Below are 22,448 nucleotides of genomic sequence, written 5' to 3' on the forward strand. Positions count from 1 at the left end.
AACGGAGTGTATAGCAGATGTCGCAGAAGCTAGACCTTCCCGGACTCTACCAGGAGTAAGGAAGGCTATGGTAGGTCTTCTGCGAGAGTAAGCAAGTCTTACTTCCCTAGTGATGTAAATGCCATAGACTCCTCTTGTAAAACCCCTTTTAGCCGAAGGAGGTTTTACAAGAGGGTATAGGGGGGATTTAAGAGCAAGCCAAGAGGGTTACGCTATGGGCACGCTACGCCCATCAAGAAGGGGGATGCTATGGGGAGGATATGGCATAGGAGTTTCTACCTGCCTGCCGATCCAGTACAGGTGCTACCTGAACCCATACGATTTACTCGTCTCCATCAAATTCGCCATTTAAGTCCTCTCTATCTAGCTACCTGAACCGCTATGCTCAGACTCATATCCGATGTCGCCCCAGAAGCTCCGTCTTTGCCGCGATTGCCAGAGTTGCTAAAGCCCCTAAACAAGGAAGCACGACCGCCGCTTAGCCCTACTGAAAAAATTCCCAAGGGAGAGATTCGCTCTAGCCTGAGGGCTGCAACCCTTGACGGCGTGTTTTCCACCTTCTTTTCCTGTATCACAGCTGAGGTTTTCCTCACTAACTTCTTGCTGCAACTGGGGGCTAGCAACTTTGAAATTGGTATTCTTTCAGGGATACCTCTACTGGCGAATTTTCTACAGCCTATTGGTGCTTATTTATCTGACCGATCCTACAGTCGCCACTGGTTTATCATCAAAACCTTCATTCCTTCGCGACTACTATGGTTATTTGTCCTAGTAGGCATTGGGATGTTCTGCACTGGTCTGGCTCCAGCTCATCATCTAGTGTTGTGTACACTGGCGATTAACCTGATCACTCACATTTTTGGAGCTTTGGGTAGTCCCTCTTGGTCTAGCTGGATGGCGGTGTTAGTTCCTGTTCGCCTGCGAGGGCGCTATTTTGGACTGCGCAATAGCTTTACTAATTTAACCAACCTACTTTGTGTTCCCCTACTGGGATACATTGTTTCTAACTGGCAAGGTGGGCAAATTCAAGGCTATGGCGTAATTTTGATTTTGGCTATCCTAGCTGGAATACTAAGTCTAGTCTTTCAGTTCTTCATGGTAGATATCACTCCTCAGATACCCTCAAAGAAGACTGCGAAGACTGATGAGAATACTGATGAAACCTTAGAGTCTGAGGAGCCGACGCCCTCTGATTATGCTGCCCTATTGAAAGACTCAAACTTCCTAATCTTTGTACTCTACTTTGGATTGTGGATGTTTGCCTTCACCCTCAGCGCTCCCTTTTTCAATGTTTATCTGCTTGACAATTTGGGCTTAGATGTGGGTTGGGTAACTCTATATACTAGTCTGATGGCTGGGGCAAGTTTATTGACGCTGATCTACTGGGGTAAGTTGTCTGACCTGATCGGAAATCGTCCAGTACTAGTGATGGTTGGGATTCTCCTATCCGTGATTCCTTTACTTTGGCTTGGGATCGGCAGCGCAACAACTCTCGCTCTTTGGGTTTGGCTACCGCTTTTATTCTTCGGGACAGGTTCAGCTGCAGCAGCCATTGACCTGTGTGCCAATAACATCCAAATCGAGATATCACCAGCCCACAAACCCTCCACCTATTTTGCAGCAGCTGCAGCATCAGCCGGATTAGGGGGTGCTATAGGTAGTATGTTTGGTGGCTTTTTAGCCGAGTTGCCTCACTTCGGTGGTTTGCCAACATTATTTGCCCTATCAGCAGTGGTGCGATTGGCTACCCTTTTACCTTTGGCATTTGTCCGGGAGCCACGGGGTCGGAACCTCAAACAACTGCTGCTTCGTAACCGTGCTTGAAAAGCAATAGTTTAGTCAAGAGTTATCAGTGTAGGGTGCGTTATTAACGCACCCTAAAAGTATAGTTAAGACTTAAAGTTATTGCGTAAGTCCTCAAGTAATGACTCTTGAGAAAAGCTAAGGTTGATCAGGTTAATTTCACTTAAGTTAATTTCACTTAAGGTTGAAGAAATTTGCTAAAGCCTCAACCATCATTGGTGGCCAACGGCGGACATGCTCTACCCAGTCTAAGTCCTGGTATCGCTTGTCGAGACCAACGGCTGCCACCCAATTACTCTCAGCTTCCCCCCGTTTTCCGTCAGCCCACAACACAGCTGTTAAAGCAGCTCGGAGATCGGCAAATTGGGGGTATTTTCGGATGGTATTGCGCATGATGCGCGTGGCTTCTTTGGTTTCACCAATTTGATAGAGCGCCAGAGCATAGTTAGCATAGGCAAAGGCAAACTTGGGCGCTAACTCGATGGATTTTTGGTAATTTGCGATCGCTTCTGTCCATTGGCCTAATCCTGCCTTCGCATTCCCCAAGTTGTTGTAAGCCATGGCATCATTGGGATCAAGTTTGAGCAATCTCTCATAGTCAGCTATGGCATCTTCCCATCGCCCTTGTCCTTCGTAGGCGGCACCGCGATTTAGATAAGGGTCAGTGGCTTCTGGTGCTAACTCAATGGCGTGAGTAAAGTCTGCGATCGCATCGTCTAATTTATATTGGCTGACTCTAAGGTTACCCCGATTACTCCAACCCACGGGATTATCTGGCAACAGCTCAATTAGCTGAGTCCAGTAATTTTCAGCAGTTGGGAATTTCCCCTGATTCGTAGCAGCAAATGCCTTTTTCCTTAATTGGTTAATTTGTTTGATCTGAGCCTTAGTCAATTCTGGGAATTGGGTTTGCGCCATTGCTGGGGGTGTGATTATCGTAGCAGCCGATACAACGACAAGCAGTAAAATCAGTAAAATCGTAATCAAGCGTTTCATATATTATTTCAACTCAGAGGCGCAATCTTGATATTCCTTGCTACTGACTATTAACTACTAATTACTAACTACTAACAACTACTCATAGCCCAAATGTTTCCGAGCCGCTGATGTGGCGACACGACCCCGAGGTGTGCGGTGCAGGAAACCAATTTGTAACAAATAGGGTTCATAAACCTCTTCAATGGTTTGAGCATCTTCTCCAGTAGAGGCTGCCACTGCTTCTAAACCAACTGGTCCGCCATTGAACTGTTCAATCATTACCTTTAGCACTAGTCGGTCTGTCCAATCTAACCCCATCGGGTCTACATTAAAGATTTCCATGGCTTGAGCTGCTACATCCTGGTTAATTTGATCAATGGCTTTGACTTGAGCATAGTCTCGCACTCGCCTCAGGAGTCGGTTAGCAATTCGAGGTGTGCCACGAGACCGACGGGCAATTTCCTCAGCACCATCTTCCGTTACTATGGCCTTGAGTAATTGAGCTGTCCTCGTTACAATTAAACTCAATTCATCGATCTCATAGAAGTGTAAGCGTTGGATCATACCAAAGCGATCGCGTAGGGGTGAGGTTAAGGAACCTACTCGTGTGGTTGCCCCCACTAAGGTAAAGTGTGGCAGAGGAATACTGCGGGTTTTGGCACTCTGACCCTTACCAATAGTGATATCCAATCGATAGTCTTCCATGGCTGGATATAGTAATTCCTCTGTCATGCGCGATAAACGATGGATTTCGTCTATAAATAAGATATCCCCAGGCTTGAGATTAACCAGAAGCCCCACAATATCTCGTGGACGCTCTAAGGCAGGTGCAGCAGTAATTTTACAATTCACCTCCATCTCAGTTGCCAAAATTAGCGACATGGTTGTTTTCCCTAATCCTGGTGGTCCATACAACAGCAGGTGATCCATGGCCTCATTTCTGGCTTTGGCCGCTTGAATGCCAATTTCCAAAACTCCTTTGAGTTCTTTTTGTCCGATGTAGTCGGCTAAGCGGTGTGGTCTAATACTCTCTTCTTGATGACTAACTTCCTCAGCGGTGGCTGTTGCTAGTAGTAGCTCCCCATCGTTTTGCCTCTGACGGGAATTAGCGCGACCTTTTCGTTTCTTGCTAGATTTGGGTTCTCTATCTGGGTTTTGGTACTGTTGTCTAAAAGACGTTATGGCCATGGGTCATACTTTATCCTTCATACTTCATACTTAGTTTACTGATGCTGGCTAAGAGAATCTTACCGTGCCTGGATGTAAAAGCTGGGCGAGTTGTTAAAGGGGTCAACTTTGTTAATCTTAAGGACGCTGGTGATCCAGTGGAATTAGCACAAGTTTACAATGATGCTGGTGCAGATGAGCTGGTGTTTTTGGATATAACTGCTACCCATGAAGACCGAGACATTATTATTGATGTAGTCTACCGTACAGCCGAACAAGTATTTATTCCCTTGACGGTGGGGGGTGGCATCCAGTCTTTAGAAAATATTAAATTATTATTAAGAGCAGGAGCCGATAAAGTTAGTATTAATTCGGCTGCTGTACGCAATCCCGACTTTATTAATCAAGCCAGCGACCGCTTTGGTGATCAGTGCATCGTAGTGGCTATTGATGCTCGTCGTCGGGAAGATCCCGATAACCCCGGTTGGAATGTTTACGTGCGAGGAGGACGTGAGAACACTGGTATTGATGCGATCGCATGGGCAAAAGAGGTGGCACAACGGGGAGCTGGGGAACTTTTGGTTACTAGTATGGATGCGGATGGAACCCAGGCTGGATATGACTTAGAGCTAACCCGCACTATGGCTGAAGAGGTAGAAATTCCAGTGATTGCCTCCGGTGGTGCTGGCAACTGCGATCATATTTATCAGGCTCTGACTGAGGGCAAAGCCGAAGCTGCGTTGCTAGCTTCCCTATTGCATTACGGGCAACTGAGTGTATCTGAAATTAAAACCTATTTGAACCAGCATCAAGTTCCGGTGCGATTACCATAGTAAACTAATTGATTATTCTTCCGAAATATTTAAGTTTTGTTGTGTAGTATTAAGTAGTTTAATGGTTTGCAGTGATTTTTATAGCTGCTAAACTAAATATGGATGCAATATTAATTTTTGTAAAAAATGCTGGTGATAATTCTAATATTTGATGTGGCCTTGGTGGCTTGGTCACTGCACCTGATGCAGGAAGCCTTTGACACCCAAGAGTTCTCTCTGATGCTGGCTGGTACCTTAGTAGCCATGTCAGCAGCAGCTATGTTAGTGGTTTATTTTCTGATGAACAGCTGTATGGGGTATCTTACCCAAATGGCTCAGTCTCCCAGCGTATTCTACTGATTGAGATAATTTCATTCTCAAACCACTTGACTTAGCTAAGCTATCAAGGTATACTAGGTAATGGACTATAAAACTCGGGGTTATAGCTCAGTTGGTAGAGCACCTCAATGGCATTGAGGGGGTCAGCGGTTCGAATCCGCTTAGCTCCATATTGATTAAATATTAATTAAAGGCTGAAGTCTTTTAGCCTGAGGGGTTGCCGTAGGGTTGCTTGGCTATTAGTCTTCAGTAATATAGCCCTACGCGCAAGGGCAAGAGGCAAGAGGCAAGAGGCAAAAGTTGACTGAGGCAAAAGTTGACTACAAAAGCGTTTCAGCTTGTATCAATGTCCTAACTTTAATGGGTAGTGCTATAAGGTTAGAATTTTTTGACGCTTGACGGTTGAGGGGAAACTATTAAAACAAGCCTTCGGAGTGGCGAGGGGGGAAAACCCGTGAGACTTGATGGTGAGATGTTGAGATTAAAACCTCTTTATCGAAGACGAATTCGCTGTAATCGGCGAGGTCATCTAGACCAATCAAATTTAGGATGATCTCAGCCACTAGCCAGGTGCTGACTTTCAGAAATACATTGTTCCACTGATGATTCATTGCTCTGAGGTTTAAACATTTGGTAGGTAGAGGTTTTGTCTGGCTTCTGTTTGTTCAGATGTACCTAAATCTCTACTTCAATTCCAGAGCGACGAATCCGCAAAAAAGTCAAAAAGTTTTATTTAATAAAATTTCCCATATTGATTGGTGTTGAAAGTTCACGGTTTAGGGTTGACAGTTGATATCACTTTAGGTTAATCACTTTGCTGATTAGCGATCGCGTTTTGTGATTTGAACCGAATTTGGGATTATAGCGCTGCATTGGTTTGATCATAATGTTTGCATCAATTCTTATGAGTTACCTGTGCCCGGTTTCCTGTTCTTGACTTGTGCAAAAAGCCTAGTCAACCTTCACGCTCCCTTAAGGATTTCGATGGGATCCCCTTGGTGCAACACTTTACCGGTTTCTGAAACAGGCACATTTGTATTCACACTTAATTTGTAGAAATGATTGAAACGAGCGCTGGTTGTCCAGGATGGTAGAGTTTCCTTGCGCTTCGCCATAAAAGTTTTTTGGAAATTAGCAGTAGCTTCTCCTGTCTGAGGGTCTCGTGCTAAAACAATACAACGTTGACAGGGATTAATTCCTTCTATCAAAGCTTCCCCTACTTTAAACTGAATAGATTGCCCTGATTCGGAAAACAATTGGTCTTCCCAGAAAGCGGGAACTCCTCCAATTTCTAGATTGGCTCGAACCCGACTTCGTATGTCTTCAGGACTTATTTCAGGGAACCAAGAAGCAATGGTTTCAATCGTAGCGCTACTAATAATAGTAGGACCACGAGCATTGGTATCGTCTGGGAAACCAGTGCTGGTGTTCTGCACTACTTTAACTGGAAAATCGAAGTAATCCTTTAACCAAGCTTCGAGAGCAGTTCGCCCGTGATCAATATGAAAGGTAATGTTTTGGTTTGTGCCCTGAATCTGTAGCGATAGCAATTGGGATTGGATATCGAAGACCGACCGCAGCAAGTGGACTTTGGCATTGCGCTTACCATTGACAAATTTACCTTGCTGATCGAATAGGGCAAATTCCCGGTCATGCTTTAGGGCACCACTTTTGAGAAGAGTGGCGGTTTGGAGTTCAATCCGATCAAGGGATTTAATCGGGTAGATATAGATAGCTTTAAGGTAAGGTATTGCAATTTTCATAACGAGTGAGCGACATTGCTTATCCTTTTAAGGCAATAGGCAATAGGCAATAGGCAAGAGGGTTTTAAGGGAATCTGCCTCAAAGAAGACTTTACCTCATCAGTGCAATCAAGGCTATATAATAGATCACAAATTACAGAGAAATAATGATATAGCAATAATAATCAAGACTCCATCAGCTTTATTATTGTTGTAAATTTCTCTATCAAGTAAAGCATTTTTTTATAAACTTGGTAGGTGTCACAGGGCAAATTAATTTCAAATTAGTTAACAAGTTAATTAATTTCTAAAAATACCGGGGAGATCAAGGAAATCGATCGCTAATCCCAGCAAGCGATCGCTAATGTTGATTTTGTTACTTAGCTTAAACAAACGTAATAAACTTTCAGGTGTAGCAGAAGAAATGAGTTAAGCGATCGCTAAGTTATAATGACAGCTAATTTATGGTAGTAAGCCAAATATAGAGGGTTTGCCCCGAGTTGGCAATCATGAAGCTGAATCAAATTCTTAATCAAATCAAAGTCTCTCTAACCCCTTCGTCAACTAAAAATCATTACCAAAAGGTTGAATAAATAGCCTATAAACTTTACCAAAATCGCCTACTCGTAAAAGGGGAAGGGGATGCGGAGCAAGACTGGGATAAAGCTGAGCAAATTGTTAAAAATCCTTTGAAGTTAGCCTTGTTCAAGTGCCATCAACCTTTCATCAGCATAGAAAAAAAGTTTTTAGAGCCTGTTTTGGATTATCTGAATAGATTAGCATTGCTAGAAATTTTAGGACTAGTTGGTAATCTATCTCTACTTGTTGGTGTGATTGTCTTTATTGCTGGTGAACAGGATAGACGAAATGCTGACGTTTATCAGGCATGGCAAGTAGTTACAGCAGCCCACGACCAAGCTGGGAGTGGCGGTAGAAAAGAAGCTCTGGAATTCCTAAACTCAGAACCAAGGCGTATTCCTTGGTTTTGGTTGACCTGGCGGAGACAGAGCTTAGATAGTTTACAAGCTCCAAATGCTTATTTGAGGGGAGTGCAACTCTCTTATGCAAGGCTAGTTAACGCTAATTTACAGGAAGCTAATTTATTTACAGCTAATTTACAGAAAGCTATTTTATCTAGAGCTAATTTGCAGAAAGCTATTTTAGATGAAGCTAATTTACAGCAAGCTTATTTAATTAAGGCTAAGTTACAGCAAGCTAGTTGATCTGAAGCTAAGTTACAGAAAGCTAATTTAGGGAATGCTAAGTTACAATAAGCTTATTTATTTAAGGCTAAGTTACAGCAAGCTAAGTTAAATATAGCTAAGTTACAGCAAGCTGATTTAGAGCAAGCTAATTTAGAAAATGCTAGTTTAGTTGGAGCTAAATTACAGAATGCTCATTTAGCTGGAGCTAATTTAAAGAACGCTAATTTAAAGAACGCTAATTTAGCTGGAGCTAATTTAGCTGGAGCTGATTTAGCTGGAGCTGATTTAAAAAACGCGATTTATTCAAATGAAATAAGATCGAAATCCTGTAAATTTGAAGATATATATTATCCTTGTCGCACCATATTCCCTGAAGGCTTTGACCCTAAAGCTGCTGGCATGAAGTTAATCAAATAAGTTAAATATATACCTAAACGATAATTATTAAAATTTAACACTACAGGTTGAGGGTTTGAGCGGGAGATACCTTGAAGTCAATCACTTGCTTGCAAAAACTATAAAGATTCTGAAGCTTACTGACAGGATACGAAGCAATTTTAATTATACTATCACTGTCCACCAGACCAGTCTACTTTGTCTAATACTCATTGAGATGTCTAATACTCATTGAGATAATGGGGAATTATTCAGGCGATCGCTACCCTATCCTAATTCCCCGCTAAGGTATACTATGGTCATGATAGTGTTGCAACAATCCTAAGCTATTACTCTACTTCGTGCCACCCTTCGATAACCGCCATCAGAATATTCACTAGCGGATGGTCTATTGCTTCCTTGAAGGCTTCTATTCCTCCAGCTTTCAGGGCATTGATTACCTTTGCTTTTAGTGTTGGGTTAATCTCAATTTGGTCAACAACTTTACCTACAACTATCATCTTATCTTTCATTGTTGTAGTGGAGTTAGTCTGGGAGAGTTGGTTTAGAAGTTGTTGGATTTCTGCTGCTGCTTCAGCAGTTAAAGAATAGTCAGGTGCGAGATTATAAAGAACATTACTAGCTAAGTATCCTCTAATTTGAGTGTTATAAACACTATCACTAATATTGATATGACCACTACCAATATTGAAACGGGATGTATTGTTATCTCCAGGCATAATAAAATTTTCTCCTTGATCAAGGAAACGCTTATTTTTTAGAGTAAAGCCTATCAATAGTGTTTCTATTTACACACTGATTGGGTTTTTCGTTTTCGTTTAGGGGCACCCAGATCGATGCAGTCAGGTTAGCAGCTCTGTTGTCTTGATATTTTTGATAATGTTGATCCTCAAGGTTAAAAGAAGCAATGTACTTCAAGTCAGGTTTTTCTGTATTCTGTGTCCATCCATAAATCTCCAACTCGTAGTTGCCAACTTGTAAATCAAATTCTTTTCCTCCTAATTCAGGACTCCAATCGAACCGAACAATTTTATTTACTGAAGAACGTGCGTGTACTGGAATCGGTTGAGCTAGATTTTCATCTTGAAAATTTCCTCCACTGTCGATTTTAACGAAAGTAGTCCATGCCATGTCATAAAAATTGTCATTATCTTTTCTTCCAACAACTAAACGAATCCGTTGAATGGTTCCTCCTTGAGGACTCCAATTATAGAAAGTTATGGGAAGATTGAAGCCTAATCCTACAATCTTTTTATTAGCAGGTGTAACAAGGTATGTAGGAAAAAATATAATGTTTCTTCCCAAAGACAGCTTAAGATTAGCTTTCCTAAAATTTGATGTATAAGCTACAGCTATAGATACAAGTAAACTAAATAAAGCAATGAGGATGGTAATAGGATCGTCTGACTGCACGTTTGTTCTGGTGCTTTTATTTATTTGTGGTGGAGGTGACGACGAAGGTTGTTGAGCTATTAGCTCAGTAATTTCATAGTTTTTATGAGTCCGAAACTGCATAGTTATTAGTATCTATTACCAATAATAGATAACTAAGGTGGCATGATAACATTATATCATATCCAGTTGAATAATCATTATATACTTTGCCTATTAATGGGGACTATGTAATTAGTAATTAGTAGTTTAAAATTAGGGATTCTTTCGTAAGAGATTAACCGGAATGGATATTACTCAAATATATAGCAAGTCTTATACCCATGAGGTGCAAATCTCTGGGTTTTAGGGAGCAGGGAGCAGGGAGCAGGGAGCAGGGAGCAGGGAGCAGGGAGCAGTCAAAAATCAAGAAGCAAGAGGCAAGAGGCAAGATGTAAAAAATAATGTGTACCTCATAGCTATGAGAAACGCTCGCTATAGTTAGTTTTTGTACACTGAAGTTACCCTCCCCACACTTTTCCCCCTACTCCCTACTCCCTACTCCCTACTCCCTACTCCCTAAAACATCGATAATTAAAACTACTATTCCAACTACTATAGTTACCTTGGGCAGGATAAGGGACTAATTCCACAATGCCCTGCTCATTGATTATCCATCCTTGGGCTTCAATGATAGGTGATTTCTTCTTCGTTATTGGTTGTGCCTGATCTGGCCTGTTATACCCTAATTTCCTTTTTCTCCAACTCCGGCTTCTTCTCCTATTGCTTATTGTCCTATTGCTTAATTGTGTAGTCCCTTGATCAACCATTAGCCGCAAATCCGGTACTACGACTTGACCCCGCAATACCCCAGCTGGGTTAGCGGGGATTCCTCCTTTTCCGGTAACTAAAAAACTATTGACGCTGTTTGCTGCACAATCGGTGATGATTTGATTGCTGGTATCCACTACATCTACAGGTAGCTTGTCTAAGGCTTGGGCGGGGTTAACCTCTGGAGTATTGAGAGTAACACTGCCATCAATACCAAGTTGGGATGAAGCAGTAATCTTACTACTGCGATCGCTAAAAATTCCAATGGCCGAAATCGTGATATTTCCCCCACGGCCCAAAATGGCATTGGCACTGATTTTACTACCCTTTGATGTCACTAAAAAGTCAGTGGTGATAGTGATATTGCCACCAGTAGCAGTATCCCTGGCATTAGTCGTTATCTCACTGTTGTTGCGTAAGAAAATTAGTTTGGCATTAGAGAGGGTAATATTCCCTTGGTCTCCAGCAGAGGTTTTAGCATTGAGGAAACCATTGTCGAGTTGGATGGTATCAGCAGAGATGTCCAAGGTTCCAGCAACACCGGTACCTGTACTGCTGACCGTTACCAAGGCGCGTCCGCTAGCGCTAAATGTCTTGGTATTCAGGTTAAGGGAACCCGCTTTCCCTGTTTGGGTTGCCCGAGATGCGATCGCACTAGCTGCTCCATCTGGGTCAACGCTGTTTCGTCCAACTCTCGCTAATCGCTCGTTGTAGGTAGGGTCAATACCAGAAAGAGTGATGTTCTCAGAAGCATTGATAGTAATATTACCGGCATCACCACCCTTGAAGCTAGAAGTAAAAATCTGAGCGCCATTGGTTAATGCCAGAGTGTCCACATCTAAGCTAATTTCACCAGCTGAAGCATCAGTCTGACTTTTAGCGGTGATCACTGCCCCATTATCCAGACTGAGAGTCGGAGTTTGAATGAAAATTTCACCACCAATCCCAGTTGCGTTGGATTCGGTATTGGCAGAGATAGCGCTAGAGAAGCCAAGGGTGGGACTGAAGCCAGACAGAGTAACCCTTTCTGTAGCATAAATCTCAACATTACCGGCATTACCTTGACCAGAAGTAGAAGCCCGTAATTCTGCTCCATCCTCTACCGTCAAGCGCTCAGTTTCTATGCTCAAATTACCCCCATTTCCCGTAGCCCTTTGGTTCACCCCTAGGATTAAGTTGCTGCGAAACTGACCATCAGGTGATGTCCCAATCACCTCTATTTCTTTAGCCTGTATCGATATAAACCCCCCATCACCCTGACCAGCAGTAGAGGTGTTGATACTTGCTCCCTCTCGTACTCTCAGACGTTCTGTATCAATGAAGATAGTTCCTCCGTCCCCTGTAGCTCTGGGTAGGACATCAGTAAACAAGCCACTAAAGGATGAGTTATTGTTTGAGGTCTCAACTAATAACTCAACCTCCCCGATTCCCACCACATCTACCTCTTGAGCCCGAATTGTCACAGTACCCCCATCCCCATCACCCAAGGTTCCAGAGCCTACCTGTGACCCATCCCGTATGATCAGACGCTGGGTATCAATAGTCAAATCTCCCCCATTGCCGGTCGCATCTGGAATCACACCAGTGGACAAAACGCTTTGGGATACATCAACGGTATCCGTCACTGTGATAGTTACATCTCCAGCATTTCCTGTCCGTGCCGCAACTGCTAATATGTCTGCATCATTCGTGGAAAAGTTACGACTGGTAACTGTGATATCCCCACCGCCCCTGACACCGTAAGTCCTAACCAAGCTCTCGTCCAAAACAATATTCTCTGTTGCTTGTAAGCTTATACTTCCTCCCTCACCACCAATGGAAATGGTTTGGAGATCGTTTGTCCTAATGGTGCCATTGGTCGCATTCAGGGAGATGGAGCCACTATCAGCAATCTGGGCTGATTCATTAAATTCCGTAAATGTACTAAATGGTGCTTCAACACCAGTTAGAATAATGTTATATTCACCGATATCAAAACCACTTCTATCTTCCCAACCTACCAGAGGCGACTCACTGCCAAGCTCATCTGCTTCATCAATACTGGTAAAATCCCCCGTATCGTCTCCATCGGGAAATATGTCTCCTGCCTCACTGACTGGTTCTACACCAAAACCACTAATGGCCAGATAGTAAATTCCTGGCTCCGTTGGGGTGAGGGGAGTTCCTGCTGGTAAGAATGATTGAGCACAACCGCCACAGTCGGTGTCATCATCATTGCCATAAATTCCGATACCCTCTTCATCAAACAAGAATAACTGGGTGTCTAACTCAGTCCCCTCAGTGGTACGAGCCGAAAAAGTCCCCCCTCCAGTCAGAAAGATTTGGTACAGGTCTACATCTGTTTCTTCGCTAATCGCGCCAGATATGAATATGAACTCAAAGGGCACTGCCGGAGAATCACTAATAACTGTAGCTGTCTCAAGCAATTCTCCGGTATCTCCAACCGGGGGAATTGATGTATCAATGTTACCAACGGTGATATTCGCACCGGTAATCGCTATGTTCCTTCCATGGGTGCGGATGGTGTCAAAAAAGGTATCTTCCATCCGAAAGTCCCCTACCCCATCCCGATCTGCATCAGCAGTAAACACCATTAGTTCACTCCCTGGTGTTAAGTTTAGGGAGTTATCCTCTAAGTCGTTTATTACAATATCATTGCTTGCTTGTAGAACAAAATTATTAGTTTCTGACAAATCTTCTATTAGGGTCTCGTAGATAGTCGTAGCTGCGAGATTATCAAGCTGACTTAATGGAGTAGTTAGAATAGCATCCGCTGTGTCGGAATTATTTATAATGTCAGGATTAATTTCATCTATGGCATCTTCTTGAGAGCCATTAGCAATGATGATATCTGTGGAATCAAGTAATAAGGTTCCAGCAATTCCATTCATGGCGCTAGTATCAACATTTCCCCGAAAAATTAGGTATTCTTGCCCTGATATTTCTACATAGCCACCGTTACCAGAAATTTCCCCACCACGAGCCCTGATGTTGCCGTAAAATCCAGTTATCTCATTCCCTGAAATGATTACTCTACCGCCATTGCCTTGTGCGATCGCATTAGCACGAATCTCAACATTAGGGCCAATGAAGGTACGGCTAGTTTCTTGGTTACCAATGATAACGCTCCCCCCACCGTTCGGGCCAGACACATTAATCTCGGTATTATCTAATAAGCTAATCAGGGAACCACTGACTTCTACTGTTCCTGCCTGTGCTGTCAAAGAACCAGTGCTAGTGATGGTATCTGCTGATAGGATGAGACGTTGCCCACTACCAACAGCTAAGTTTCCTTGATTCCTGATCTGAGCTTGATGTTGACGTAAAGCATTGGTAAAGAAAGCACCAGGTTGAATAGTCAGTAAGTTACTCGTTTCCGGCTCTGTGGCGCTAAATAGTCCTTGCTCCCCTAACCTAATCCCATCGGCTGTAGTAGCAATAAATGAGCCACGGATATCTAACCGAGCGTTGTTGCCAAAATTAATACCATTGGGATTAATTAAGTAGAGATTTGCTGTTCCCTCTACCCCCAGAGTCCCGAATATTTGTGAGATATTGCTGCCTGTTACACGAGTAATAATGTTAGCAATCCCATTCGGGTTAGCAAAGTAAACGTTTTGTCCTTCATTAACATTAAATTCCAGGAAACTATGGAACAGATTACTGCCTCGAATGGCACCACCTTCTATTAAGTCTCTCATCCCTTGGGGAGTGAACTTGGACTGTTCTACTCCTAAGGTTTGATCGGGGGTAATCTGGGCATAACCTGCCTGGTGATTAACTATCCAAGCGATGCTGGCTAATAAAACAATAGGGAGTTTTGAGTACCAAGATAACATCCTTGCTCCTGTACCTTAGAGGGCTAGACCAATGTCTGTCTTTGATGCACCAGCTTTGTGAAAAAATCATCCAGATACTTTGACTGTGATGGAATCACTGACAAATCTTTTTTTTCGTGATATTACTGATGCTTCGGCCTAATTCTGGCACAGTCTTCCCGTCTTGCCCTCGTGGAAATTACCCAGGATCGACTTGGAGAATCTAGGTTGATCAGCGGTAGTCGTAAATACTTTTAACTAAGCTATAGCGGGCAGCACTATAGAAGCCTGTATAGTTGTCATAATGTCTACGTTCTTTTTTAGTTTAGCATCCCAGTCAAGTCCTCGATGTCGTTAATTTTTAATTTGGTAATTTTTAAGTTTTCAATCAACTACGTTTATTTTTAATAATATACAAAAGCAGGGTAGGATGTATGTAACGCACCCTACGCAAATTTACAAATATGAGATGCACCCGGTGCTTTGTGGCACAGGCTTCAAGCCTGTGACGTAACGACTGATAGCACCTCAAGTAGCGTGCGCTTAGCGCATATGCTTACCTTCTAGGAATACATCGGAAAATGGAATTCAATGCTGAGAATTAAGCACTAGGAGTAAAGAATCCCACTGGCATAAAACCGCCAACTACTTCTTCAAGGTTGTCATCAGTTAGTTCCAGGTCGTCATCGTTTAGTTTAAGTTCCTGATCCCTTAGACTTCTAAAGCCAGCCTTGTCTGACACCAACTGGTCAACAGAGCCGTTGTTTTTTTTCAGTGAATTTTTGATTTGTTGGGTATTCATGGTCATCCTGAAGTTGAATTGATTGATTAACTCAATTATCTACTAGTTTAGCAGATATTCCCTGATTATTATTTTCCTAAATAGAAATTATTTTTCCGGAAGATTCGCTGAAATTATCCTATGATTTTCGCTTTAGGTGCCCTTGACCCGTAATTAAATTCGCCACGGGTCGCACCTCAACTTTACTTTAACTTTAAATTTTGTCCGAATACTTACAAGCAGCCCTGATGATTAAACTAACTTCCATGGCTAATTTGGATAATATCGGCTAATAACTCCATAATTACCCATTAATGATCCACCTTGAGCTTCAATGATCGGTAATTTCGGATAGTATTGTTCTGATATAAATCCAGATTTTTTCCTTATTTATGGTTGAGAAAACTCTGATTAATTGCTAATTAACTTGCCAATTAACTTCTTATAAAGACTGGCTCCTGACTATTGAATAAAGTTGGTTAGGTCAAACTCAGTTTCTTATCATAATTAATCATAATTATACTAAAAAGTAGGCTAGCCTTTATGTAAAGAGACTACCCTACAAAAGTTTTCTATTGCCGAGGTAATAATTAATTAAACTCTAGAAGGCAAAGTGTCTATGCCTAAGTCTAACTCGGGTGATTAATAGACCTTAGAGAAATACATGGAGCCATGGGATTCAATGCTGATGATTAAGCTGAAGGGACAAAGAATCTTATGCCACCAACTGCTTCTTCAAGGTTGTCATCGGTTAGTTCAAGGTCGCCATCTGTTAGTTTGTTTTCCTGATCCGTTAGACTTTCAAAGTCAGAGTTTTATGACACCAACTGGTCTGTTGAATCGTTGTTTTTTTTCAGTGAATTATTGGTTGCTTCGGTATTCATAGCCATCGTTAAATTCAATTAATTGCTTGACTTCAATATCTACTAGTTTAGCAGAGATTACCTGATGCGGATACAAGGATTCCAAAAATAATGTGGGGTAATAATTTGATATAATTATGGTAAAATAAAGATAAATAGTTTTCAATAAGACCTATATACTTACAAGGATGCCATCATTGTAAGTAGTCGGACAAAATTAAACTTAATTGTGAGGACGACAGACCAGGGAGCAGTAAGGGTTTTAGTATAAGTAATATTTATTAATACAGTGATCAAAATTTATGTTAATTATTTCATAACATTTTTACACAGCAAGTTCTTTAGAGCCCTAATTAACTGGAAAATCTCCTGGATAAAGTTACTGATGTCGAACTCAGGTGATAATCATAATTAATGATAATTCTAATACAAAGCAGGGTAGGCTGTATGTAAAGAGCCTACCCTGCCCCACTTTGCTATTGCAGACGTGATAATTAATTAAACGTAATCAGCCAGCCTAATGCTGTCAGCGGTTAGCTTAAAATAAACCTCATTTGGGAGAATTTAAGAGTTCAAGATTAATGAGAATTGAAAGTCTGGGGAACTGCCTCCCCTGTTCCCTTGCTGCATCGCTTATTCGCGCATCACCGATTGCACTACGCCCACGCTGCGCAAACAGTAGCCTCACAATTGGCCTAGGGTGGCCAACGGCTGACGGCACCTCAAGCAGCGTGGGCGTAGCGCATTAGCTGTTCGCGTAGCGTGGGCGTAGCCCATTAGCTTACCTTCTAGAAAGCGGGAGGATTAAAGTATCCACCCACTGCTTCTTCAAGCTTTTCATCGGTTAGTTCAAGGTCGTCATCGGTTAGTTTTATTTCCTGATCCGTTAGAGTTCTCAAGTCAGCGTTTTCTGACACCAACTGGTCTGTTGACCCGTTGTTTTTGTTCATTGAATTCTTGGTTTGTTCGGTATTCATAGCCATCGTTAAATTCAATTAATTGCTTGGCTTAACCATCTACTAGTTTAGCAGAGATTACCTGAACAAGTTTTTTCGTTTCTTGATGCAAAGCGCGAGTGGGGGGAACCCCCTTTGGCCGCGCTGCATCGCTAATAGAAATTAATTTTCCGTTTAGGTGCGCGCCTCCTAGGGCCTGTTTTCTTGCCTCGGAGATCCCCCGTTTCCCTTAAAAAAGGGGGACGAGCGAGTATGGCTCCCCCCTTTTTTAAGGGGGGCTGGGGGGGATCATAATCTTTGCGGAAAACTTTGAAAACATGCCCTAGGGATAAGCAAAGTAAAAACTTTCTGAACTATGATTCAACATAATCGAGCGCAACTTTGAAGCAATCTCATCCCGTAGGGGAGCAGCTTCGGCTTGAGTCAGCCAAGTAAATAGTTTCTCCACAGCTTGAGGAGACGGATCAATTTTGAGCGCCTCTTGGAGCAGACGAAATGCACCAGCAAGATTCCCAGTCTTTAGGGGAATTACCATATGATTTAGACAATAATTAAAGTAATGGTTACGAGCGTTGGCTGTAATTGCTGCACAATGCTCAGCAGGAAGATAGCTCTCGGAAATTTCAATCCCCAGGCGGATAGACGTTGCTTGAGCTCCAGATAATATCAGTTCACTGGTCATATTATTATCATGCTCACGGTAACGTGCCAAAATATCGCCTTCGTACCACCAATCATAAAAACTAGCAATACGCTTATAAAGTTCCCAATCAGGAGTATACGTGTTCCCCGGATCGTAACACCCCAGATGTTCATGAGTAGAGCGACGAATCACAACTCCACAAGGATTCAAGACATTGGAAGTGCCAATCTTCCACAGCCAATCTTGATGGATACCCGTATCTTTTCCATACACTTGTTGGGAGAAAATTATCTTTCCTTTCTCATTGATATTTTCATAACCCGTAAATGCTGCTCCCACAGAATCACTACATGTTTCTAGACTCTTCTTCAACCGGGAATAAAAACCTGGAAGAACATATTCATCTTCAGGAAGCACATGAATCCACTGACCGCGACTGAGGGCAATACCAAGATTAAAATTGCGTCGCGCACCGATATTTTCTGGATTGCGGTAGTAGCGAACTACTCCTCCCCCAATCGAATTCACCAAATCGTATAGAGGAGGTGTGCTGGCATTATCCATAACCAAAATTTCCATCTCCTCCTCGCCCTGCCATTGAGCCAACACACTCGCCAGACATTCCAGAAGATAGTCAGTACGGTTATATAAAGGAATAATTACTGTCCAAAAGGGTCGTTTTTCTTCACTTACCGATACCCTCGGAATCCCTGGAAACTGATATCCGCCAATAGTAACGTCTGGTTGTTCTACCTGCGGTGGTGTTAGTGTCTCAGGAGATACTGTAGAACCGTTGTTAGAACCGTTGTCAGAACCGTTGTCAGGATTTACTACTTTCCCATACCGGGGATTGACTAGCATTAGCCCTTGTCGATAAGCAGATGCTGCCTCGTTTAATTGCTTCTGAGTTTGGTAAATCCTGCCTAAGTTAAAGTAGACTTCCCCATAACTAGGATTGAGCTCCAGAACCTTCTGATAAGATGCGATCGCATGTTCAAACTCACCTTGGTCTTGAAGCACCACTCCCAAATTGTAATGAGCGCTTAGCAAATCTGACTGCATGGCGACCGCTTGCCGATAGTAAGCCACAGCATTAGTCAAATCTCCTGCCTTTTGCCGGGTAACCCCTAGCTCATGGTTCAACTGTGCGTAGTGTGCTTGTTTTTCTAGGGAAAGCTTCCCTTGAGCGTGGAGTGCATTGCCCAAATTCACATCAGCTTCAGTGCAGGTAGGCTGAATCTCCAAAGCTTGTTGATAAGATGCGATCGCATCGTCCCAATTACCTTGTTGTTGTAGAGCATACCCAAGGTTGTTGTAAACCGGTACTAAGTTCGGCTGTATTGTTAAAACTCGTTGGTAACACTCCACCGACTCAGACAACTGACCTTGACCTTGGCACAAATTACCTAAACTAAACCAACCCTTAACAGAATTCGGCTCCGCTTCCACAGTAGCTCTGAACAACTTCTCCGCACTTTCGTACTGACCTGTTTGCTGTGCCAGCACCCCTAAGCCATATAAAGCTTCCGGATGATTAGGGTGTTGTTCCAAAATCTTATAGTAAAGCTGTACAGCCTTGTTTAAGCGATTGGCTTGACGATGTTGAACAGCAAGTTGTAGTGCTTCAGAAACAGTTTCCATCGCAAATTGTCTTGGTTTATGAACTACATTTAATAGAAAATCTTCTAATGCTCTTACCGGTTTTAAGTCACCATATAACTTATGCTTATTTTCAGCAACTTTATCAGATATATATTGACGATATTGAGCATCTTGACCTAACCGTACCGCAATTTTTACATAATCCTCTTTACTTGCAGCAATTGTCTCTTCCAGACCCATCATTTTTAGAATTGCCATCGTATGCCGACCACGCATCAAATCTCCTGGCAATGTCACAATCGGAATATTCTGGGCAATAGATTCCAAACTAGAGTTACATCCAGACCAACCAATGCTATCCAAGAATACATCCGCTATCGCTGACGTTCCAGCAAACCTCCTGTTATTCAGGAACGGTAAAAATATGCAGTAGTCTGTATAATCGAGGCCAAATTTATTAAAAGCATCCCTTAAACGCTGTTCAAATATCTCAGTAACCTGATCACTTTTAACATATTTAATAAATACAAACTTACACCGACAATCTAACTCTTTAGCAATTCTAGGAAAAACATCATCATAGTCAGGTAAATACTTATATAACGATTGGCAGCACCAGAACATAATCTCATCATCATCTAAGCCTATGTCCTTTTTTGCGATCGCTTCCGGTGTAATTTCCAAAGGCGTGTAATGGATAGAGAGATTCGGTAATCTAACTAACCTCTCACTATAATGATCTTGAGCATTTTCTGCTTCCATTAAATCGCTACTCAAGTAATAGTCAATCGTCGGCATCCCACTAGTATCCGGATGTCCCCAAGATGTCATTTGAATCGGAGCCAGTCTTAAACAACCCAACTTAACTGTAGTTGGGGACATCCCGAATTCCGGAAAAATCAGGATGTGTAATTTATCTTCTGTAATTACCTCACACCATTCTTCGATAGTCAAAGAACCTTGAACAAATTTTACAAATGATTTTGCGGCTATTGCTGTTTCCTTATCCTGTTTTAACCCTGTGTGATAACCAAATAGTTCAAAATTAGATCTATCTATATTTTCTACCCAGCCCTTAATCGGTATTTTCCAATTAGAATGATCCCAAAAGAATTCTGAAATAACCCCAATCCGAACTTTTTCATGAGGTGCTAAATTTGGTAGAGGAATTTTCTGGCTCCACCGGGGATAGCACTGGGACATGATCTGGCAAATCATTTGTCCATAAATTTCCTGTAACTCTCGGTTATTTAACCCTTGATAGGCCAGATAAAAAGGCTGAAACGCTCCCACCGCATTAGCGGCACTTAGCAGTTCCCTTGGACTTAGATCTGTATCGCTCTGTGTATAGCTATCCGCTAATTTTTTAAGACTAGCTTGGTAATTATTTCGCGTTACCTTGATTTCATCAACACTTGAATAAATGATCGGAATCTGACACACGCACATGGCCAGTTTAGCTTCAGCCAAGTTAGGGTTAATACTTAATGCTTGCTGGTAAGACTGTAGGGCTTCTTCTAGCTTGCACTGTTCGTGGAGTGTATTTCCTAAATTGTTATAAACCTCAGCAAAATCAGGTTTCAGCCTAATCGCTTCCTGATAGGACTGTATCGCTTCCTCTAACTTGCCCTGTTTTTGGAGTATTGTTCCCAAATTGTTATGAGCGTCAGCATAGTTAGGTTTAAGCTTAATTGCTTCTTGGTAAGACTCTTTTGCAGCATCTAACTTGCCCTGTTTTTGGAATAGAGTCCCCAAATTGTTATGAGCCTGAAAACAATCTGCTTTAAGCTTAATCGCTTCCTGGTAGGACTCTCGTGCAGCATCTAACTTACCCTGTACCTGCAGTACATTTCCCAGATTACAATAAGCCTGAGCATAGTCAGGTTTAACCCTAATCGCTTCTTGGTAGGACTGTATCGCTTCCCCTAACTTACCCTGATTATGAAACAAATTTCCTAAATTGTTATGAGCCAGAGCATAGTCAGGTTTAACCCTAATCGCTTCTTGGTAAGACTGTACCGCTTTCTCTAACTCTCCTTGTGACCAGAAGATATTTCCCAAATTGTTATGAACTTCAGCAAAGTCAGGTTTTAGGGTTAAAGCTTGTTGGTACAACCCTACCGCTTCCTCTAGCTTATTTTTTTCCTCAAATATACTTCCCAGATTAGCAATGGCTATCACGTTATAGGGCTTCGATAAAAGCTTTTCCTCACCCTGATTATCCCCCTGAATCTGTATTACCTGTCTGTAGATAGATTCAGCTTCATCTAATTTACCTAACTGATGATTTTGAGCAGCTGTATTGATTAGAGATTCAAGGTTTGATTCTAACAATTGGTTGGTAGTCATATCGCGGTTTTCAGGACAGAGCTAGGTGGCTGTAACAGGACTTACGCATTTGCCCCCTAAATCCCCCAATTCTGGGGGACTTTGACATCATTCCCCCCCAGAATTGGGGGGATAGGGGGGCGAAATAAACTTCACCGCGTAAGTCCTGTGTAATACTAAATCCGGTTTGATTAGATATCAATCATGAAAAATTATTTCCCCCTAGTTGTCTGGTCAGTTTGGCAAAACTTTACATAACTTTACATTAAGGCGTCCAGGAATAAATTTTTGCTATACTAGTTTTATAGGAAGAGTTAGGGAATCCGAACATGAACCACTGCGTTGGTACTACCGAAGCCGCATCTCTATTAGGTATTTCTTCTCGACGATTGCGCCAACTCCTGGAGAAGGGTCGGGTCAGGGGTGCCTATAAAAGTGGTAAATTCTGGATTATTCCTCTTTTCAAGGACCTACCACAAATCACCAAAGGTACCCGTGGACCAAAGGGCAAATGGCGTACCAGTCGTCCTCCCGCTCTAGCCACCATCAATGTCAACCGTAATCGGATTGGCAGCAACAATGGGAAACCTGCCGAAGACCGTCAGCCAGTGATTTCGGTAAAACGAAGCGGCAACAATTTATACGGCAACCAGATCGAAATCCTTGGTCCATGTCGGATTGTTTATCAGCCCGAGCACCCACTGCGTTGTGGTGCTCGTCTATGGATCGAAACCTTCAGTGATGTTCATTTCATCGGTGGTAGTTTTCCCGCTAGTGTCTGATCCTAAGGGCATTGCTGATTCTGGCTATGGT

Annotated in this window: 15 protein-coding genes, 1 tRNA gene and 1 pseudogene; 7 read left to right on the forward strand and 10 right to left on the reverse strand. The window is 42.4% G+C overall.

Going from position 1 to position 22,448, the window contains the following annotated elements:
* Nucleotides 1–381: 381 nt before the first annotated feature.
* Nucleotides 382–1,824, forward strand: a complete 1,443-nt coding sequence (locus BJP37_RS07995) for an MFS transporter (RefSeq protein ID WP_075897834.1) — start codon at nucleotides 382–384, stop codon at nucleotides 1,822–1,824.
* 153 nt (nucleotides 1,825–1,977) lie between these two features.
* Here BJP37_RS07995 and BJP37_RS08000 read toward each other — a convergent pair whose 3' ends face one another.
* On the reverse strand, nucleotides 1,978–2,799 hold the full coding sequence (locus BJP37_RS08000) for a tetratricopeptide repeat protein (RefSeq protein WP_075897836.1): 822 nt from the start codon (nucleotides 2,797–2,799) through the stop codon (nucleotides 1,978–1,980).
* A gap of 78 nt (nucleotides 2,800–2,877) precedes the next feature.
* Nucleotides 2,878–3,969: a Holliday junction branch migration DNA helicase RuvB gene (ruvB, locus tag BJP37_RS08005; RefSeq protein ID WP_075897838.1), complete on the reverse strand. Its 1,092-nt coding sequence runs from the start codon at nucleotides 3,967–3,969 to the stop codon at nucleotides 2,878–2,880.
* A gap of 41 nt (nucleotides 3,970–4,010) precedes the next feature.
* On the opposite strand from ruvB, the gene hisF reads away from it, so the two are divergent.
* The 3 genes from hisF to BJP37_RS08020 all read left to right on the forward strand — a co-directional run bounded on the left by hisF (nucleotide 4,011) and on the right by BJP37_RS08020 (nucleotide 5,269).
* Nucleotides 4,011–4,781, forward strand: coding sequence for an imidazole glycerol phosphate synthase subunit HisF (gene hisF, locus BJP37_RS08010; protein WP_075897840.1), 771 nt, complete (start codon nucleotides 4,011–4,013; stop codon nucleotides 4,779–4,781).
* Between the two features lie 126 nt (nucleotides 4,782–4,907).
* Nucleotides 4,908–5,120, forward strand: a complete 213-nt coding sequence (locus BJP37_RS08015; RefSeq protein ID WP_075897842.1) for a hypothetical protein — start codon at nucleotides 4,908–4,910, stop codon at nucleotides 5,118–5,120.
* A gap of 76 nt (nucleotides 5,121–5,196) precedes the next feature.
* Nucleotides 5,197–5,269 (forward strand) — tRNA-Ala (locus tag BJP37_RS08020).
* Nucleotides 5,270–5,515: 246 nt separating this feature from the next.
* Here BJP37_RS08020 and BJP37_RS08025 read toward each other — a convergent pair.
* Both BJP37_RS08025 and BJP37_RS08030 read right to left on the reverse strand, forming a co-directional pair.
* On the reverse strand, nucleotides 5,516–5,710 hold the full coding sequence (locus tag BJP37_RS08025; RefSeq protein ID WP_075897844.1) for a hypothetical protein: 195 nt from the start codon (nucleotides 5,708–5,710) through the stop codon (nucleotides 5,516–5,518).
* A 351-nt stretch (nucleotides 5,711–6,061) separates the two neighbouring features.
* On the reverse strand, nucleotides 6,062–6,862 hold the full coding sequence (locus BJP37_RS08030; protein WP_075897846.1) for an MOSC domain-containing protein: 801 nt from the start codon (nucleotides 6,860–6,862) through the stop codon (nucleotides 6,062–6,064).
* Between the two features lie 668 nt (nucleotides 6,863–7,530).
* Between BJP37_RS08030 and BJP37_RS35910 the strand changes: the two genes are divergently transcribed.
* Nucleotides 7,531–8,064 (forward strand): pentapeptide repeat-containing protein, encoded by a 534-nt coding sequence (locus BJP37_RS35910; RefSeq protein ID WP_158069482.1) that lies wholly within the window; start codon nucleotides 7,531–7,533, stop codon nucleotides 8,062–8,064.
* Nucleotides 8,065–8,142: 78 nt separating this feature from the next.
* Nucleotides 8,143–8,463: pseudogene (locus tag BJP37_RS44535) on the forward strand (pentapeptide repeat-containing protein); the annotation flags it as partial.
* Nucleotides 8,464–8,771: 308 nt separating this feature from the next.
* On the opposite strand, the gene BJP37_RS08040 reads toward BJP37_RS44535, so the two are convergent.
* From BJP37_RS08040 to BJP37_RS08065, 6 genes are all read right to left on the reverse strand, one after another.
* On the reverse strand, nucleotides 8,772–9,161 hold the full coding sequence (locus BJP37_RS08040) for a hypothetical protein (protein WP_075897848.1): 390 nt from the start codon (nucleotides 9,159–9,161) through the stop codon (nucleotides 8,772–8,774).
* A gap of 31 nt (nucleotides 9,162–9,192) precedes the next feature.
* A complete protein-coding gene (locus BJP37_RS08045; protein WP_143727513.1) occupies nucleotides 9,193–9,855 on the reverse strand; it encodes a hypothetical protein in 663 nt (220 codons plus the stop codon).
* A 530-nt stretch (nucleotides 9,856–10,385) separates the two neighbouring features.
* Nucleotides 10,386–14,483, reverse strand: coding sequence for a two-partner secretion domain-containing protein (locus tag BJP37_RS08050; RefSeq protein ID WP_075897852.1), 4,098 nt, complete (start codon nucleotides 14,481–14,483; stop codon nucleotides 10,386–10,388).
* A gap of 580 nt (nucleotides 14,484–15,063) precedes the next feature.
* On the reverse strand, nucleotides 15,064–15,264 hold the full coding sequence (locus BJP37_RS08055; protein WP_143727514.1) for a hypothetical protein: 201 nt from the start codon (nucleotides 15,262–15,264) through the stop codon (nucleotides 15,064–15,066).
* A gap of 1,630 nt (nucleotides 15,265–16,894) precedes the next feature.
* On the reverse strand, nucleotides 16,895–17,056 hold the full coding sequence (locus BJP37_RS38765) for a hypothetical protein (RefSeq protein WP_158069483.1): 162 nt from the start codon (nucleotides 17,054–17,056) through the stop codon (nucleotides 16,895–16,897).
* A 328-nt stretch (nucleotides 17,057–17,384) separates the two neighbouring features.
* Nucleotides 17,385–21,656 (reverse strand): tetratricopeptide repeat protein, encoded by a 4,272-nt coding sequence (locus BJP37_RS08065; protein WP_075897858.1) that lies wholly within the window; start codon nucleotides 21,654–21,656, stop codon nucleotides 17,385–17,387.
* A gap of 308 nt (nucleotides 21,657–21,964) precedes the next feature.
* Between BJP37_RS08065 and BJP37_RS08070 the strand changes: the two genes are divergently transcribed.
* Nucleotides 21,965–22,417: a MerR family transcriptional regulator gene (locus BJP37_RS08070; RefSeq protein ID WP_075897860.1), complete on the forward strand. Its 453-nt coding sequence runs from the start codon at nucleotides 21,965–21,967 to the stop codon at nucleotides 22,415–22,417.
* The last annotated feature ends 31 nt before the right edge of the window (nucleotides 22,418–22,448 follow it).

The organism is Moorena bouillonii PNG, from assembly GCF_001942495.1.
Lineage (GTDB): Bacteria > Cyanobacteriota > Cyanobacteriia > Cyanobacteriales > Coleofasciculaceae > Moorena > Moorena bouillonii.